At 65.2% G+C, this 16,624-nt stretch carries 19 protein-coding genes; 7 read left to right on the top strand and 12 right to left on the bottom strand.

All coding sequences use genetic code 11. The annotated features are described in order from the left end of the window. Window positions 1–9: 9 nt before the first annotated feature. Both NNX38_RS15110 and NNX38_RS15105 read right to left on the bottom strand, forming a co-directional pair. Window positions 10–315 (bottom strand): hypothetical protein, encoded by a 306-nt coding sequence (locus NNX38_RS15110; RefSeq protein WP_227924039.1) that lies wholly within the window; start codon window positions 313–315, stop codon window positions 10–12. A 128-nt stretch (window positions 316–443) separates the two neighbouring features. Further along, window positions 444–893 (bottom strand): hypothetical protein, encoded by a 450-nt coding sequence (locus NNX38_RS15105; RefSeq protein WP_227924040.1) that lies wholly within the window; start codon window positions 891–893, stop codon window positions 444–446. A gap of 160 nt (window positions 894–1,053) precedes the next feature. Here NNX38_RS15105 and NNX38_RS15100 point away from each other — a divergent pair, with 160 nt between their 5' ends. Then, window positions 1,054–1,200 carry a hypothetical protein gene (locus tag NNX38_RS15100; RefSeq protein ID WP_255798772.1) on the top strand — a complete coding sequence of 49 codons (147 nt, stop codon included), beginning with the start codon at window positions 1,054–1,056 and terminating at the stop codon, window positions 1,198–1,200. A 567-nt stretch (window positions 1,201–1,767) separates the two neighbouring features. On the opposite strand, the gene NNX38_RS15095 is transcribed toward NNX38_RS15100, so the two are convergent. Further along, complete coding sequence (locus NNX38_RS15095; protein WP_255798771.1) at window positions 1,768–2,988, bottom strand: acyl-CoA dehydrogenase family protein; 1,221 nt, start codon at window positions 2,986–2,988, stop codon at window positions 1,768–1,770. A gap of 5 nt (window positions 2,989–2,993) precedes the next feature. Continuing rightward, a complete protein-coding gene (locus tag NNX38_RS15090; RefSeq protein WP_227924047.1) occupies window positions 2,994–3,767 on the bottom strand; it encodes an SDR family NAD(P)-dependent oxidoreductase in 774 nt (257 codons plus the stop codon). A gap of 117 nt (window positions 3,768–3,884) precedes the next feature. Between NNX38_RS15090 and NNX38_RS15085 the strand changes: the two genes are divergently transcribed. Further along, a complete protein-coding gene (locus NNX38_RS15085) occupies window positions 3,885–5,015 on the top strand; it encodes a glycoside hydrolase family 76 protein (protein ID WP_255798770.1) in 1,131 nt (376 codons plus the stop codon). A gap of 9 nt (window positions 5,016–5,024) precedes the next feature. Here NNX38_RS15085 and NNX38_RS15080 read toward each other — a convergent pair whose 3' ends face one another. Together NNX38_RS15080 and NNX38_RS15075 are read right to left on the bottom strand one after the other, a co-directional pair. Continuing rightward, window positions 5,025–5,897: a class II glutamine amidotransferase gene (locus NNX38_RS15080; protein WP_255798769.1), complete on the bottom strand. Its 873-nt coding sequence runs from the start codon at window positions 5,895–5,897 to the stop codon at window positions 5,025–5,027. A gap of 74 nt (window positions 5,898–5,971) precedes the next feature. Then, window positions 5,972–6,598, bottom strand: a complete 627-nt coding sequence (locus NNX38_RS15075) for a YdeI family protein (RefSeq protein WP_255798768.1) — start codon at window positions 6,596–6,598, stop codon at window positions 5,972–5,974. A 115-nt stretch (window positions 6,599–6,713) separates the two neighbouring features. On the opposite strand from NNX38_RS15075, the gene NNX38_RS15070 reads away from it, so the two are divergent. Continuing rightward, complete coding sequence (locus NNX38_RS15070; protein ID WP_227924051.1) at window positions 6,714–7,253, top strand: NUDIX hydrolase family protein; 540 nt, start codon at window positions 6,714–6,716, stop codon at window positions 7,251–7,253. A gap of 72 nt (window positions 7,254–7,325) precedes the next feature. Beyond that, entirely contained in the window at window positions 7,326–8,192 is an 867-nt protein-coding gene (locus NNX38_RS15065) for a DUF6707 family protein (protein ID WP_255798767.1), read from the top strand. Here the strand turns inward: NNX38_RS15065 and NNX38_RS15060 are convergent. Beyond that, on the bottom strand, window positions 8,173–9,219 hold the full coding sequence (locus tag NNX38_RS15060) for an FUSC family protein (RefSeq protein WP_255798766.1): 1,047 nt from the start codon (window positions 9,217–9,219) through the stop codon (window positions 8,173–8,175). The genes NNX38_RS15065 and NNX38_RS15060 overlap by 20 nt on opposite strands. 189 nt (window positions 9,220–9,408) lie before the next feature. Here NNX38_RS15060 and tgt point away from each other — a divergent pair, with 189 nt between their 5' ends. Beyond that, window positions 9,409–10,683: a tRNA guanosine(34) transglycosylase Tgt gene (gene tgt / locus NNX38_RS15055; RefSeq protein WP_255798765.1), complete on the top strand. Its 1,275-nt coding sequence runs from the start codon at window positions 9,409–9,411 to the stop codon at window positions 10,681–10,683. Between the two features lie 42 nt (window positions 10,684–10,725). On the opposite strand, the gene NNX38_RS15050 is transcribed toward tgt, so the two are convergent. The 3 genes from NNX38_RS15050 to NNX38_RS15040 form a co-directional block, all read right to left on the bottom strand. Continuing rightward, on the bottom strand, window positions 10,726–10,950 hold the full coding sequence (locus tag NNX38_RS15050) for a hypothetical protein (RefSeq protein WP_255798764.1): 225 nt from the start codon (window positions 10,948–10,950) through the stop codon (window positions 10,726–10,728). Window positions 10,951–10,998: 48 nt separating this feature from the next. Further along, window positions 10,999–11,202 carry a hypothetical protein gene (locus tag NNX38_RS15045; RefSeq protein WP_255798763.1) on the bottom strand — a complete coding sequence of 68 codons (204 nt, stop codon included), beginning with the start codon at window positions 11,200–11,202 and terminating at the stop codon, window positions 10,999–11,001. A gap of 101 nt (window positions 11,203–11,303) precedes the next feature. Beyond that, window positions 11,304–12,038 carry a queuosine precursor transporter gene (locus NNX38_RS15040; RefSeq protein WP_255798762.1) on the bottom strand — a complete coding sequence of 245 codons (735 nt, stop codon included), beginning with the start codon at window positions 12,036–12,038 and terminating at the stop codon, window positions 11,304–11,306. 191 nt (window positions 12,039–12,229) lie between these two features. On the opposite strand from NNX38_RS15040, the gene NNX38_RS15035 reads away from it, so the two are divergent. Further along, window positions 12,230–12,883, top strand: a complete 654-nt coding sequence (locus NNX38_RS15035) for a TetR/AcrR family transcriptional regulator (RefSeq protein WP_255798761.1) — start codon at window positions 12,230–12,232, stop codon at window positions 12,881–12,883. A 93-nt stretch (window positions 12,884–12,976) separates the two neighbouring features. Next, window positions 12,977–13,822, top strand: a complete 846-nt coding sequence (gene thiD / locus NNX38_RS15030; RefSeq protein ID WP_255798760.1) for a bifunctional hydroxymethylpyrimidine kinase/phosphomethylpyrimidine kinase — start codon at window positions 12,977–12,979, stop codon at window positions 13,820–13,822. Between the two features lie 91 nt (window positions 13,823–13,913). Here thiD and NNX38_RS15025 read toward each other — a convergent pair whose 3' ends face one another. Both NNX38_RS15025 and NNX38_RS15020 read right to left on the bottom strand, forming a co-directional pair. Next, window positions 13,914–15,437: a polysaccharide pyruvyl transferase family protein gene (locus NNX38_RS15025; protein ID WP_255798759.1), complete on the bottom strand. Its 1,524-nt coding sequence runs from the start codon at window positions 15,435–15,437 to the stop codon at window positions 13,914–13,916. Continuing rightward, a complete protein-coding gene (locus tag NNX38_RS15020; protein WP_255798758.1) occupies window positions 15,434–16,417 on the bottom strand; it encodes a glycosyltransferase family 2 protein in 984 nt (327 codons plus the stop codon). Before NNX38_RS15020 ends, NNX38_RS15025 begins: the two co-directional genes overlap by 4 nt. Window positions 16,418–16,624 lie beyond the last annotated feature (207 nt).

The raw sequence follows: 16,624 nt of genomic DNA, 5'->3' as shown, positions 1-16,624 counted from the left end.
GCCGTCCTTTTAGAGCACGGTCCAGCGTCCGCGCATCCGCCGGAGCACACGCAGGTCCTGCCCGTTCGCTACTTCTTCCACCGCGGCCCGCATGTTGATGGCGGCGCGACGGGCCCGTGAATTTTCCACGGACCACTCATCATCCGGGACGGTGAAACGCAGTGTGATCCGCGGGACCCCGGAGACTATGTCCAGCTGGTTGGCTTCCACATGGTGGGCGGCCCCCAGGGCGGCGACGGCCGTTTCCATGACCGCCTCGGGCGGGTTGCCCGGCTTCAGTCCGAGAATATTCAACTGGACGCGGAAGGAAGGCATGAATCAACCCTAGTGCTGATCGGTGCGTTGCCGGTGCCGGCACTCAGAGTCCCGCCGGGCAAGGCAAAGGGCCCGGCAGCCGTCCGTAGACCGTGCTGCCGGACCCCGTGGCGAAATGTACTGCCGGACTAGACGTCGTCCGGGTTGAAGTTGGCAAGCGGGTCTCCGCCGCGGTGCGCGGGATCGTCGCTTGCGTCTTCTTCTTCGCCTGCCAGCGGGTCGCCGAAGTCGACGTCGTTGGCTGCCTCGCCGATGGTCGGCGCTTCCGGCGGAATCTGCGTATCGCCGTTCAGGAAGCGCTCTTCGGCGGTGTCGTCGCGGAGGGTCTGATCGGAGAGTTCACCGGGTTCGTTCAACGGTGCTTCTTCGCGGATCAGCGGGTCTTCCTGCCAGTTATCCGGGTTGTCTTCTGCTGCTCCGGGGTACGTGAGGTCTTCAGCGTCCACCAGCTCGTCCTGCTCCAGCAGCTCGTCTTCGGACACCACCGTCAGTTCGTCCGGTGTGGCCACAGCGGCTACGTCGTCGGCGAGAACCGGATCGTCGCCCAGCTCGGGATCGGGAATGCTCTGCTCGGTCATAAACCATGCCTTTCACGTCCGGTAAACCGGGCCGCCGTTGCTACGGCCCATTTAGTAAGCCTACTGATCCTGAGGATGGCATGCCACCCGACGGGTCCCACCGACCCATGATGGCCCCGCCGTCAGCGCGAAGTGCAATCCTCGAACCGAGGAAATCCTGGTGATGGGAGACAAGGTGGATCTCCCGGAAGCAGCCGCCCGGGTACCTTCGCCGAGGATTTTCGCGCTGCCGTGCCTGACCCGGCTGCAACTGCGCAATGAGCAGCAGATGCCGGACCTCAGCGACCCGTCCGGCGGCCTACAGTGACCTCTGCGACCCGTCCGGGGGCCTGCAGTGACCTCAGCGACCCGTCCGGGGGCCTGCAGTTCTCGGGACGGACCACCAACCCTCTGGCCCGGTTCCGTCAGGCAAGCTAGCTCCCTCTGCGCCGGGCCGGGCAACCACCCTGCTTGGGAAACCCTGCGGTTTGGGGAAAACCCTGCGGTTTGTGGCAATCCCTGCGCCGCGCAACGCAGGGATCCGGACAAACCGCGGGAAACACTCGGAACGGACGGCGACGTGGGTCCTCGAAGGACGCTCGCCGGAAGGCGGCACGCGGAGCTCCGCAAGGGGCCACCCCGCAGGCGGAAACCCTGCAGTTTGTGGCAATCCCTGCGCCGCGCAACGCGGGGATCCGGACAAACCGCGGGGGGGCCGGACAAACCGCAGGGATCCGGACAAACCGGAGGGGCCTGGACTGGCTCCGGAGGGAAACGCACCGGAGGGGCCTGGAGGAAGGCGGCTTTAATATTTCCTGCGAGCTCTGCGAGCGCGGAAATTTCGTTGCCGCCGTTCCAGTCCCCGCAGGGGCCAGAGGCCCCCAGCCCAGCAGCCCTAACGCAGCGCAGACACCCCGGTGATGTCCCGCCCGACAATCAGCGTGTTGATCTCATAGGTGCCTTCATACGTGTAGATGGCCTCGGCATCGGCGAATATCTTGGCCATCCGGTAGTCGGTGACAATCCCGTTGCCGCCCAGGATGCTGCGGCCCAACGCCACGCTTTCGCGCATCCTGGCGCTCGCGTAGGACTTCGCCAGGGCAGCCCGTGCCATATCTCCGGGGGCTGCACCGGCGGCGGGCGCTTCGTTACCCGCTACGGGGTAGCCCCCGTGTTCGAGCTCGGTGACCCGGGCCAGCATTCCGGTACTGGCCACCGCATTACCGAGGATCTGCACCAGCTGCTGTTGGATCAGCTGGAAGGCTGCCAGCGGACGGCCGAACTGCAGGCGTTCGACGGCGTAGGCACGGGCGACGTCGAACGTGGCCAGCTGCGCTCCCACCGCCTGCCAGCCGACCATGATCCGCGAGCCCTGCAGCAGCTGCTTGGTGTCGTCGAAGCTTTCCACTCCGGCGAGCAGGTCCGCGGCGGGAACCCGGACGTCCGTCAGCACGATGTCCGCATTCTGCACGGTGCGCAGTGCTGTCTTGTTCTCGATCCGGGTCCGGGTTACTCCGGGCAGGTTCGCGTCGAGCAGGAAACCGCGGGTGTGTCCGGTTTCCGGCTCCCGGGCCCACAGGACCATGTAGTCGCAGAAAGTACCGTTGCCGATCCAGCGTTTGGCGCCGTTGAGCACCCAGGTGTCGCCGTCGCGCACTGCGGTGGTGGACATGCCGCCGGCAACATCGGAACCGTGTTCCGGCTCGGTCAGTGCGAAGGCACCGGTAATCCGCAGCGCACGGGCGTCGTCGAGCAGCCGGGATTTCTGCTCCTCGGAGCCGAAGATGTGCAGCGCTTCGACAAACAGGTCGTGGTGGACCATGAAGAACGTGGCGAGCGAGGTGTCGGCGCGGGTCATTTCCGCGATCACCAGACCGGCGAACAGCGGCGAGTATCCCTGCTGGACAGGCGTGGAAAGTTCCAGCTGTGCCAGCTTCGGCAGGAGGTCGGAAGGGAAACGCGCCTCGTTCCACCAGTCCACGGCGTGCGGCAGCACTTCCTCGGCGAGGAAGCGCCGCAGTTCGGCAAGCTTGGTTTTCTCGGTGTCGCTGAGCAGGTCTTCGAAACCGTAGAAATCAGCATCGGGCAGTTGGTGCAGTGGTGCGGGGGTACTCATCAAGGTCAGCGCGGTCCCATCCGGATGGCGCCGTCCAAGCGGATCGTCTCGCCGTTAAGCATCTGGTTTTCAATGATGTGGGCGGCAAGGGAGGCGTATTCCGTGGCCCGGCCCAGGCGCGAAGGGTGCGGCACCTGCGCGGCCAGGGAATCCTGGGCGGCCTGCGGCAGTCCCGCCATCATGGGTGTTTCGAAGATGCCCGGCGCGATGGTGACCACCCGGATCAGGTGGCGGGCCAGCTCACGCGCCAGCGGGAGCGTCATCGCGGCCACGCCGCCCTTGGACGCCGAGTAGGCGGGCTGGCCGATCTGGCCGTCAAAGGCGGCAACGGAGGCTGTGTTGATGATGACGCCGCGTTCCTCGGTGCCGTTGGCGGTGACCGGATCCGTTTCGGCCATGGCAGCGGCGGCGAGCCGGGTGACGTTGAAGGTGCCGATCAGGTTCACGCTGACCACACGGGCGAAGTCCTCCAGCGGAAGGACGCCGTCGCGGCCCAGCACCTTCCCCGGCGTTGCAATGCCCGCGCAGTTCACGGCCACCCGGAGCGGTCCTGCAGCCATGGCTGCTTCGACGGCGGCCTGCATCTGTTCCGGGTTGGTTACGTCGCCGGGCACGAACCGGGCGTTGTCCCCCAGTTCCGCTGCATAGGCAAGGCCTTCGGACTGCGGCAGGTCCACCAACACAACGGAGGCGCCGGCGTCGTACAGCCTCCGCGCCGTCGCCCGCCCGAGTCCGGACGCTCCCCCTGTGACTATGGCCGATGCGCCTGCGATGTCCATGCGTTCCTCCTGGCAGATTTACTCACCGGCAGTGTCGTCTATGTCACACCGGCAGTATCCGAGCCTACTGTGCGTTGGCCGGTGCCGCATCTTCGGCGGCTGGCATAGGGTTGGCGCATGCTTTATGAGGATTCCGCCTTGGACGCCGACGACCGCGCCGAGGCTGCCGCCCGCACCGTGAGCGCTGCATTTGGCCGTTCGTTGGCCGGGTTGCCCGGGACCCATCTGGCGGCCACCAGCCATCCGGCTTCCCGGCTGCAGCAGCTGCGCCAGCCCTGGCATTACTGGTGGCAGGCACACTATCTCGATGCCCTGATCGACGCCGGCCTGCGCGAACGCCGCACCGGCACCCCGTTCCGCGGACCGGAGCATCCCTCAGCTGCGGACCTGGCACCGGCGCTGGTCCGGACCATCGGGCTGCGGAACCGGATGCACTACACCAACCGTTTCTACGACGACATGGCGTGGCTGGCCCTGGCGGTCGGCCGGCTGAACTCTTTGTCCGGAGCGCGGGACCGGCAGCGCCCCTACCGGAAAATCCTCTCCGCCCTGAACGCAGCGCTGGAGTCCGCCCACACTCCGGAACTGGGCGGCGGCATCTACTGGAACAAGGACCGTAACTTCAAGAACACTCCGGCCACCGCTCCCGCTGCCCTGCATTTTGTCCGCACCGGGTCGCGGGACCGGGCTCAGCAGCTGGTGGATTGGCTCAACGCCACCGTGCTGGATCCGAAAACCGGACTGTACCTGGACGGGGTCAAGGTGGTCCGGGGCCGTCCACAGCTGGAGCGCACCGTATTCACGTACAACCAGGGGCCTGCCCTGGGTGCCCTGCTCGAGCTCGGCGGCAGTGCCAATCTCACCCGCGCTGAGGAACTGGTGCGCGCCGTCGACACCCACCTGACCGACGACGGCGGCACCTCGCGTGTGCTGCGCACCCACGGCACCGGCGACGGCGGGCTATTCACGGGAATCCTGGCGCGGTACCTGGCCCAGGCCGCCGTGTCCCCCGCCCTGCCGGAACCTTCCCGGCGGACGGCTGCCGCCCTGGTGGAAGCTACGGCGCAGGCCCTGTGGGAGGGGCGCAGCAAACGGGCAGACTGGATCCTCTTCTCCGCCAAGCCGCTGGAACCGGCCGCCGTGTCCTACCCGGGCGGCACCGCCGTCGGGCTTTCCACCCAGCTGCAAGCCTGGATGGTCCTGGAAGCGTCGGCGCGGGTGCAGCGGGCCGGGGCGGACCTCACCTGAGGCACAGCGTCAACCCGTCTTGAGCGGGTGCTGCGACGCCGCCGCTGCCGGGTCCAGGTCCGCCAGCGTGATCAGGTGCTGCGGGTGCTGCGGGAGCGGAAACGTGCGCCGGACATTGAGTTCGCTGTCCACATGCAGCATTTCGCCGGAGTCCAGCAGCCGCCAGTTAGGGTTGGCGTCCATCTTTTCGGTGGCCACCAGGACTTCCGGCCGCTTCTCCTGGCGTATCTGGTCGCTGTGGACACTGATCCGGTTGCTCCGCTTCTCCCCCACCGGACCCCGCGGCCCCTGCTGCAGGACGTACAGCGGATGGGTGTCCGGGTAGCGGACGGCCCACAGGTCGGTGGCGGTGGTGAGGATGATGTTCACCGCGTACAGCCGCAGGTTCTGCGCTATCCAGGTCAGCGTGGACGCGATGGCTGCGGAAACGTCGCCGCCGTTCACCCTCGCTGCGCCGGTGATCAGCGCGAAGACCCGTTCACTGTCCGTTTCGCCCTTGACCAGGTGGTACATCTCCAGCTGGCGCAGCCGGTCATCGAGCTTGTCCAGGTCCTCCACCACCCCGTTGTGGGCCAGGAGACGGCTGTCCTGCTCGAAGGGGTGCGTGTTAACGTCCGTGTCCCCGCCGGTGCTGGCGTAACGCACGTGCGCCAGGAAGGTGGTGCTTTCCAGGTCCCGGGCCTCCTGGGCGTACTGCACATCCTCATACGCAGCGATGGGCGCTTTATCGACCACCGGGCTGCCGTCAGGAGTGAAGGTGCCGATCCCGAAGCCGTCCGCTTCCTTATGGCTCTGCCGGGCCAAGCTGTCCGGGGCCGTAAGGAGCCAGAACGTAGCCCGGACCGGATCCTTCCCGGCATGCATACCAAAGAGTCGGCACATGTGGACCTCCTGGGGCGGGATTCTGACGGACGGACAGGTTTCCGGGGAAATCGTGGCAGCCGACCCGGCTGCGATTAGTCCTTCGGCGTCCCCTCAACCGCCGGCGGAAGCGACGGCTTCCGTTTCTGCGGGTAGGGGGCGCGGTGTTCGCTGAGCATCTGCACATAGTCTGCGATCCGGCGCTCGCGGGCCGCCTGCGTCTTGAGGCCTTTAAGCCGGAAGTACATGGCGAACCGGTTCTGCGACGTCAGCACGTCGAACATTTCCTGGGCTGCGGGAACGGCGGCGATGGCCGCGCGCAGGTCCTCCGGGATTTCCGCTGTTGCCGATCCGGCGTAGGCGGCATCCCAGCGGCCGTCCACCTTGGCGCTGAGCACGGCGTCCCGGCCGGCCGGATGCATTCGTCCTTCCGCTTCCAGCCGGTTGATGTAGCCGACGTTCCGCAGCGACCAGATGCTGCGCGGACCGCGCGGCTGAAACCGCTGCAGGTAGCTTTCCTCGTCGCGCCGGTCAGCCTGGGCATCGATCCAGCCGAAGCAGAGCGCTTCGTCGAGGGCCTCGCGGTAAGTCAACCGGGTGACGTTTCCGCCCTTCTTCCCCAGCACCAGACGGACGCCGCCGGATAACCCGTAATTTTGCTCCAGCCACTCCCGCCAGGCCCCGGCATCGGGCAGGAGAAGCTCCGGGAGGTCCCGTGTCATAGCCCAAGTCTAGGGAAGCACCTGCCGGGCTGAAAGGGTCCGGGCCGGTTCAGCCGATGGCCGAAGCGTAGCGTGCCGTGTGACTGGCACGGCACCTTTGAGGTAGAACACTGCTATGAACGTTCGTACTCCTGACCCGTATCCAGGCTGGCTCTCCGAGGAAGATCTCTACGAGGCCCGGCAGCGTCTGCCCATGGTTTACGTCGAGGCCGTGCCCGTGCGGTGTGACCCGCTGGGCTATGTCACCGAGGTTGGGCTGCTGCTGCAGGCGACCCCGGAAGGGCAGATGGTGCGTTCCTTCGTTTCGGGCCGGGTGCTGTACCGCGAAACCATCCGCGGCGCCCTGCTGCGCAACCTGGAGAAGGATCTTGGGCCGATGGCGCTGCCGCAGCTGCCGCCCACCCTGGTGCCGTTCGCCGTCGCCGAGTACTTCCCTTCCCCCTCCCAGAGCGGGCTGACGGATGAACGCCAGCATGCCGTGGCGCTTGCCTATCTGATTCCCGTGACCGGTGAGTGCAATCCCCGCCAGGATGCACTGGAACTGTCCTGGCTGACTCCGGATGAGGCACTCAGCCCCGCGATCTACGCCGAATTTTCGGGCGGCCGCGGGGACCTGCTGCGCCAGGCACTGGCCTCGGCCGGCTGGGGACGCTGACAAGGGCGCCGCTGACAAGCTTTATATACTGGAGGTTCTGGGGAGCCGAGGTCCAACCACGAAGGAATCGTCATGTCTGAGAGCCTGCCGGAAACGTACGCGTTCCGGGTCAATGCGGAACTGCTTGCCCCCGGACAGATCCTTGTCCCGGGTGAGGGTGCTGCAGAACCACTGGCTCCGGTAGCCGGAACCAGCGTGGAGGCCGATGATTTCGGTGTTCCGGCGCTGGTCATCGCTAAATTGGATGACGGAACCTCGCTCCGGCTGGCCTACGGATCCGCCGTCCGGGTTCAGGCTCCGGCTCCCGAGGGCGCGCCGTCGGACGCCGTTCGGCAGGTGCCTTCGGAGGAAGACAACGCGGCCGAAATCATTGCCGACGCCGCTGCCGCCCACCCGGAAAACTCCGCCGTACAGGAGATTGCCGCGCGTTTGGAGCGTGGTTTGAACGTGAAATCCGGCAGTCATCTGCAGGATGTCCGAGATTTGGCGCACATTCTCTTCATCGATCTGGGCGACGCCGAAAATGCCCTGAAGGTCTGCAACGTCATCACCGGGCTTCCCTTTGATGGGAACTTCGGCCGGTGGAACTGGATCCAGGGCGCTTTGGCCCTCGCGGCGCACATCACCCATGAGGCCGGGGATGCCGAAAGCGCGGCGGCGTACAGCCATGCCGTGCGTGCGGCGGATACTTCCGAGACGGACCCGATGAAGGCCAAGCTGGCCGCCGAGCTGCTGCAGCGGCAGCTGAACGAACCCAACCTGTACGACCGCGAGATTCACCGGGCTGCCGAGGCCGGAAAAGACGCCAGCGAGCGGGAGTGGCGGATCCTGCGCCTGAACGCCCTGCTCTACCTGCGCTCCCACGGCGGTTCCCAGACGCTGTCCGACGCCGAGCTCGACCGGCGCATCCGCACCGAGCTTATTGCCGTCCGCGGCTAGCGGACTCCCGCTGCCGGTGCAGCTGCTTCTGCCGTAGATGTACGGCTCCCACCACGGCCATGCCGACGACGGCGCCGATCAGCGTTTCGATGCCGCGGTCCCGGAGCAGTTCCAACGGGTTGCTCGGGTGGGCCAGCTCCGTGCTGACCAGCGCCAGCGGAGTGACCACCACCTGGGCCAGCGCGTATTGCCGGGCAATGAACATTTCGGCCCCGAACTGGCAGGCGGCAATGACCAGGACCATCTGCCAGGGCTCCAGGCCCGGAAGCAGGATCAGCGCTGTCAGCAAGAGGCCGCCGAACGTGCCCAGGATGCGTTGCAGGCCGCGGTGGACCCGGTGCCGCACTGTTGCGCCGATCAGGGGAACCGTCGCGGCGACCATAGCCCAGTAGTTGTGGCCGATTCCCAGCAGGGTGGCGATGGAGCCTGCCAGCACTGCCGCCACCGCATACTGCAGCCCGTCAATGTAGATGATGCGGCGCTGGGCCGGCGTGAACTCCAGCCGTTCGGGCGGCTTCCATGGCGTGCGGTACTTCTGCACGAGCATCCCGGACAGGCCCAGCAGGATGGAGAACGCCACCGTTAGGACGGCCGCAAGCATCCCCTGCCAGAGCGGGGGCTGGTTCGGGACCGAAGAGATCGCGGCGAAGGCGAAGATGTGGAACAGGGAGCCCACGGGGCGCAGCCGCCAGAAGCCAGTGGCTATGGTCCCCAGCCCGGCGACCGCCGTCGTGCCGATGACGGTTCCCCAGTCATCCAGGTCCAGCCGGGCACACAGCGCTGCGGCCAGGATGACGGCCAGCATAAGTGTCCCCGCGCGGACCTGATGGCCCAGCCGCTGGCGGTGCGGTTCATTCCTGCCGTAGATCCCGGTGAAGGCACCGAAAGTCGCGAAAATGGCGAGGTCGATCCGCCCCAGGAAAAGCACGAGGAAAAGCGGCACCCCCAGGCCGATGGCGCACCGGATGGCTGCGTGGTGGTCATTGTTCGCCGGAGCGATCTTGAACATTTCCTGCAGGTGCGTCAACGCTGGTGACCTCTGCCTTTCGGGCCGTAGGCATAGGAGGAATGTGGGATGTTCCGGCGGCTGGAGGCCGGCTTTGAATTCCGCCCATCCAACCTATCCCCGGCAAAGCACAGGGCTGAATAAATGTGGTGCATCTCGCAGCAGGAACACCCGGCGGAAGGCGGGCGCCGGGTAGGGCAAAATGGAGGAGTGTCTTCCTCAGCCTTTTCCTTCACCCTCGGTAAGCGCCTGCGCGAAACCGCCCCTGCAGCGGCCGAACAGCGAGTCGAGGCGAACGGCGGCGGCTTTCAGGGCCGCACCGGCACCATCTCCACGCCCCACGGCGAGATCGCCACTCCGGCATTCATCGCGGTAGGCACCAAGGCCACGGTCAAGGCCGTGCTGCCCGAGTCGGTCGCGGAGCTTGGCGCCCAGGCCGTGCTGGCGAATGCCTATCACCTGTACCTGCAGCCCGGCCCGGACATCCTCGACGAGGCCGGCGGTCTGGGGAAGTTCATGAACTGGTCCGGCCCCACCTTCACCGACTCCGGCGGCTTCCAGGTCATGAGCCTGGGCGCGGGGTTCAAGAAGGTCATCAACATGAATGCCGACGGGACGACGCATGCCACGGGAGCGGACGACGACGTCGCGCCCGGCAAGGAGCGCCTGGCCCATATTGACGACGACGGCGTCTGGTTCAAGTCCCATCTCAACGGGGACAAGCACCGGTTCAGCCCGGAAATTTCGATGCAGGTGCAGCACAAAATCGGCGCCGACATCATGTTTGCCTTTGATGAGCTGACCACGCTCATGAATTCGCGCGGGTATCAGGAAATGTCCTTGGAACGCACCCGCCTCTGGGCGCTGCGGTGCCTTGCCGAGCACCAGCGGCTCACCGAGGAACGCGCCGACAAGCCCTACCAGGCATTGTTCGGCGTGCTGCAGGGTGCGCAGTACGAAGACCTGCGGCGTAAGGCGGCCCGGGATCTCGGTGCCATGGACTTTGACGGCTTCGGCCTGGGCGGCGCGTTCGAAAAGGAAAACCTCGGCACCATTGTCCGGTGGTGCACGGAGGAGCTTCCGGAGAATAAGCCCCGGCACCTGTTGGGCATTTCAGAGCCGGATGACATTTTCACCGCCATCGAAAACGGTGCCGACACCTTTGACTGCGTTTCTCCGACCCGGGTGGCCCGGAATTCGGCGTTCTACACGCCGTACGGCCGCAAGAACCTGTCCAATGCCAAGTTCAAGCGGGACTTCGGGCCGTTGGTGGACGGCTGCGATTGCTATACCTGCACCAACTACACCCGTGCCTACATCCAGCACCTGTTCAAGTCCAACGAAATGGTCAGCCACACGCTGATTTCCATTCACAATGAACGCTTCACCGTGAAGCTCGTTGACGACGCCCGGCTGTCCATCGACGACGGTACGTTCTTCGACTTCAAGGCGGAGGTCCTGGGCAAGTACTACAGCGGTAAGTAGCTGCGCAGCGCCCTACCGCCGTAGTACTTGCCTGCAGACTCCCTAGTTCCAGGTCCGCGGCAGCGATTCGTTCTGCTGGTCGTCCGGTTCTCCGGTGACGTTCTGCTCTTCGGCAGTGGGATCTTCCGGGCCTCCGGTGGGTGAGCCGTCTGCGTGCCCGGCCTGCTGCTGTCCGGCCTCTTCGTCGCCCGGTTCCGGCGGATCTACAATCTGGAGCTGTTCTTCGGCCTTGGTTTCGTTGTGTTCGAAATCTTTGTCCTCGGGCACACTGTCCTCCTGTTGTGTATCGAGTGGATTCTGCAGAGAGCCGAGCTGCTAGGAATTGTCCGGCTTAGCCTGGGTCGATTCATCCTCTTCCAAGGCGGGCTGCGCATCGCGTTCTTCGTCTCCGGGGCTCGAATCCTTCTCCTGGGCGTCGTCGATCATCGCCTTGGTGACTTCATCGTTGAATTCCTCCGCGGTTCCGGCAAGATTTTCATCTACTGCCTTGGCACCGGGGTTCGGGACTGGATTGCTCATGTTTGTCTCCTGCCGTACTGGGGAAGTGAAACGCTGGCGTTCCCCCACCTTTGCACACCTGGGCAGGGATTTCGCCCGGTGACCTGACGGGCATCCCGCCCCTACGCCGCGACAGGCTCCAGCTCAGCCGGCACGTAGCTGGGTTCGCGCTTCTTGATGACCCGGATAACCAGCGCGGTGACCGGCACAAAAAGGTACTCGATGAGCGTCTTGTAGAGGAAGCCGAACAGGACGTAGTTGAAGAACCCGCCGGCGTCGGTAATCCCGATGACCGGAGCCGCAATGGCGCAGAAGATCAGGGTGTCCGCAAACTCCCCCACACCGGTGGACACCATCAGCCGCCCGGCCAGCGCCTTCTCGCGGAACCGCTCCTTCATCCGCACCAGCACCATTGAGTTCAGCAGCTGGCCGGCCAGGAACCCCAGCAGGCTCGCAAGCACAATCTGCCAGACCGGACCGAGTGCCACTTCCAGTGCAGCCTGCTTCTCCAGCCCGTAGGCATCCGTGAATCCAGGCAGGGCAATGATTACCGCGAAACTCGCGACGGCGAGAAGTGCCATTGCAAAGCCGGTGAAGATGGCCCGGCGGGCTGCTTTGAAGCCGTAAACCTCGCTGACCACGTCGCCGAGGATGTACGCGAGCGGAAAGAGGAAGAACCCGCCGTCGGTGACAATGTCCCAGCCGCCGGGAAGGGAAAACTGCACGCCCTTGGTGGCGCCGATATTCGAAATGACGATGACCACGCACATCAGGGTGAGGATCAGGTCGTACTGCGAGCTCCCGCGGGAGGCATAAGTTGCAGCAGTTTTCACAGCTGCCCGTGGCTGTGCATCCATGGCATTTCCGTTCCGGTAGTGGTTCGCCTGGCTTTCGCCGGCTGTATTAGCACTGTGCCCGCTGCCCCGGGCGGCCCGATTGGACCGCCTCCATTCTGCCATGCCCGGTCAGTTCCTGCCGCGCGCCCTATTTTGAACACGTTCAAAAGAATGGTCTACTAAACGCTGGAATTACTGCAAAGGGAGCATCATTGGCCGTCATCGCCAAGAGCGAACAGACGCGCCGGCTCCTCATCGACACCGCGCTGCGCCTCTTCGCCTCACAGGGCTACGAAAAGACCACCATGCGCGCCGTCGCGCAGGAGGCAAACGTTTCGGTAGGCAACGCCTATTACTATTTCCGTTCCAAGGATGACCTCCTCCACGAGCTATACCGATCCCTCCAGGACGAACACCGCTCGCTTGCGCTGCCGCAGATCCGGGAGGGCCACAACCTGGGCGAGAACCTGGCGGTCATTCTGTCCACGGGCCTGACCACCATGGAGCCGTACCACGCCTTCGGCACGCATTTCCTGCGCGACGCCATGTCGCCGAACCGCAGGGAGGACGGCGCCGTCGGGCGGGGGAAATCCATCGCGATGTTCCGGCAGGCGGTATCCACCGCCCGGCCGCAGCCGCCCGTGGCCATCCGCAACGACCTGCCCGAACTGCTCTGGCTGATGCATATGGGGATCACCTTCTTCTGGGTGTATGACCGTTCCCCCGGCCAGCGCAGGTCCCACCGGCTGGCCGCGAATCTGGCCCCGCTGGTGGCCAAACTCGTGATCCTGTCCCGACTCCCGGTGGTCCGGAACATCCTGGAAGACATAGTCCGCCTGCTCCGAGGGGTCCGCCGGGACGGTTAGCCCGCAGCGGCGGCGGGGGACGACGACGGCGCGCCGTAACAGCGCGTCTTGCAAGGGTGGCCGGTTCCGCCGTTTTGGGTGGAAGATGGACCCATGTCTGCAAACACATCCACTTCTGCGGCCTCAGCCCCGGCCGTCACGCTGACCATCGCAGGTTCCGAAGCCACCGGCGGCGCCGGCGCCCAGGCCGATCTGAAGACCTTCCAGGAACTCGGCGTCTACGGCATCACCGCCCTGACCTGCATTGTGTCCTTCGATCCCAATGATTCGTGGAACCACCGGTTCGTCCCGGTGGACCCGCAGGTCATTACCGACCAGCTCGAAGCCATCATGACCGCCTATGACCTCGACACGGTCAAGATCGGCATGCTCGGCACCCCGGCAACCATCGACGTCGTCGCCAAGGCGCTGCAGTCCCAGGACTGGAAGAACCTCGTGCTGGACCCGGTGCTCATCTGCAAGGGCCAGGAGCCCGGCGCAGCACTGGACACCGACAAGGCGCTCAAGGCCCAGATCCTCCCCCTGGCCACCTTCGTCACCCCCAACCACTTCGAGTCCATGTCACTGTCCGGCATGGACTCCATTGAGACCGTGGAAGACCTGCAGGAAGCAGCCCGCCGCATCCATGAAGCCAGCGGAGCCGTAGTGCTGGCCAAGGGCGGGGTCCGGCTGGAAGGCGACGACGCCGTCGACGTCTTCTACGACGGTGAAACCATGGAGGTCCTGCGGGCACCCAAGGTAGGCGAGGTGGCTGTCAGCGGTGCCGGTTGCACCCTCGCAGCGGCCATCACTGCCGAACTGGGCAAGGGGGCAACGCCTCTGGAAGCGGCCAAGACGGCAAAGGCCTTCGTCACCGAAGGTATCCGCAACCGCGTTTCCTCCAACGCACCGTTTGATGCGCTGTGGCAGGGCAACGCCGGTCAGGGCCCGGCCCTCTAGGTTTCAGCCGAAGCGCCGCGTCCCTTCTGCCCTCTGTCGTCCATGACAGCGGCGGAAGGTACGCGGCGCTTTCCATGCACCCGCCTGCCGCTTAGGCGCGGCCGCGGCGGAACTTCGACAAGGAACTGTGCAACCCCAAAGCGGTCTGCACGGTCCTGCTGCCCGCCAACCGCTGGTGCGCCGCCTGCTCCTGCTCCAGGGCACGGTCGATAGGAGCGGTAAAGGACTGCACCCGTTCGTCCTCCGCGGCCAGCCGTGCTGCCAGGAGGGACTGCGGGTAGAACTGCCGGCGCAGCGCAGTCTCCGCCGCCACCCACTCCCCGCGGCCTTCCAGCCGGGCACTCGGCGACAGGCCCGGTGTCCCCGGCAACCCAGCAACGTTCGGCGCTGCCGCAGTATCGGCCTGCAGCACGGCAGCCACCCGATCCCACCAGATGCCTGCGTCGCGGGTACGGGAATCCAGCACTGCCTTCAGGTGCTTCGCTGTTTCGGCACGCCGTTCCCATGCTTCCAGCAGCGCCTCTTCCAGCAGGCCCTGCTGCAGTGCGGGAAGCGACAGCACAAAATCAGCCATTCCCCAGTTCTCCAGGGCGCCCCGCAGGCGGGCATCGGAGTAGGCCTCCACGGACAACGCCACGGCGGCAACACCGGCCGAAAGCGCAAACACCGCCGGGTGGTAGCGGGTGGTCACTACAAGGGACGCACCCCGTGTGAGCCGGGCAGCCTCACGGGCGGCCACGACCGGCACCAGGACGGCAGGCGTGGCCATCAGTGCCGCGATTTCCGCATGCATGCCGGCGTCGGCGTCGATGTTTCCGGGGACACCCATGTGCGGAATGAACACAGCGGGCAGCTGCGTTTTGGCGTGCAGCTGATCCAGTGCTGCCGCAAGCCCACGCCGGAAGCCGTCATCCCGTCCCGGGGCAAACGTAACTGCCACGTAGCCCCCCGCCGGAGCTTCATAGCGCGGTACGGGCCGAGCGGCGTCCTGCGGCACGGCGGGGCCGCCGTCATCGGGCAGCGCCGGGTCAGCGAGGAACGAGGCATCATCCAACCCGTGTGCTGCCTCCACACCCAGTTCCAGGGCAATCCGGGCAGAAGTGGATTCCCGGACTCCGACCAGTTGGGCGCCTTGAAGCATTTCGGCCAGTGTCTGGGCGTCCCGGGCTGTCAAAACCGGGCCGAGTGTCTGGCCGGACACCACTACGGGTTTGCCGAGGCTACGGGCAATGGCTGCCACCGCGGCACGCTCATACAGGAGCCACCCGTAGCGCGAGTTCAGGTTCCCCCCGCCGGCAATCAGCACGGCATCCACTGACGCCAGCTGTTCCCTCAGCGCCAGGGCAGGATCCGACTCCGGCAATGATGACGACCCGGCAAGATGCTCCTGGATGCGGCGCAGGTAGTCCTCGCGCTCAGCAGGACTCCAGGGAAACTCGAGAGTCGATACGGCGGGATGCCCGTAGCCGTCCTGCGTCTGTTCGGGGTCCCGGGAAAGCAGGACGACGTCGAACCCGCGCCCGGCCAGCTCGTCGGCAGCCGCGAGCCCCATGGCTTCGTCTCCCACGTGGTAAACGTGCTGTCCGACGTCGGCCAACACGGCAACCCGCGTCACCTCCCCGCCCTGCCGATCAGGGAACGGATCTGCCCGGCCGCCGAACGCATCCGGCCGACCGAGCTGCTGAGACTGGTCCGCCGCACCACCGTATCTTCCAGCCGGAGGAGGGACTCATTCAATCTATGTTCCATCTCCTCCATCCGCCGGCGGTTTTCATCCAGGAGTTCTTCCTGCCGGGCCAGCAGCTTGGTCAGGTGCAGCAGGCTTCCCATACCGTGCCGGGAGATGTCCTCGCGGAGGTAGGCGTCACGGACCCGGGCATCAAAACGGCGATGCGCGTCGGCCTTGTTGTTTACGCTGTTTGCACTGTCGCCGGATGCATCCGGACGCTGGCACCAGAACGCCAGCGTTTCGCCGTCGAGGAATTCCAGGGTATGCCGGGACAGGACCCGGAGATGGAATTCCCAGTCGCCCACCACTTCGAGGCTCTCGTCGTAATACCCGAGCTCGTCGTGCAGGGACCGCCGGTAAAGAAAGGAAATGGGCACGGCTTGGTTGATCCGCAGCATGGAGCCGAGGGAAATCTGCTTCATGTCAGGCCAGAAGGGAACCGAGTCGATTTCGCGGATATCTCCGTCAGCCATCTGTTCATAGCGGATGTTTGTCCGGACCATGACACCTGCGGCAGCAGTGTCTTCCAGGCAATCCACGGTCCGCTTGAGGAAATCGGGATGCCACAGATCGTCATCATCATGGATGGCAATGTAGGTGCTTGAGCATGCCCGGATGCCCGCGTTGGAGGCAGCTTCCATGCCTCGGCTTTCAGGCCGATGAAGCACGGTAATACGTTCCCGGTACTCATCCGGGACGCCCGAAACTACTTGCTCGACGTCGGCCGGGGCGCCGCCGTCGTTGACGACGACCACAGTGAAATCAGAGAAATTCTGACAGAAGATATTCTCCAGGGCCCGGGCCAGAAACAGCGGCCTGTTCCGCGTCCTGACAACAATCCCGACGGAGGCAGAATCTAAAACCACGTGGCTCCCAGCTTTGACGAACTTTCAGGCCACCTTACCAAGAAGGGTTATGCACCCGACCCGTCACAAATTACCCGTGCGTAACACGGGTAACACCGTTGACATCCCTCCTTGGAGGGATGACTCTACTAACAGTGCTGCAGCGTTCGGGGTCGCTTCTTTGGGGGGTCACTGCATTCTGAGGCACCGGATCTGCCTATCCATTTT

It is taken from the genome of Arthrobacter sp. zg-Y238 (assembly GCF_024385525.1).
GTDB lineage: Bacteria > Actinomycetota > Actinomycetes > Actinomycetales > Micrococcaceae > Arthrobacter_B > Arthrobacter_B jinronghuae.
The sequence above is the reverse complement of the archived record's forward strand: the minus strand, read 5'-3'. Positions and strand labels throughout refer to the sequence as shown.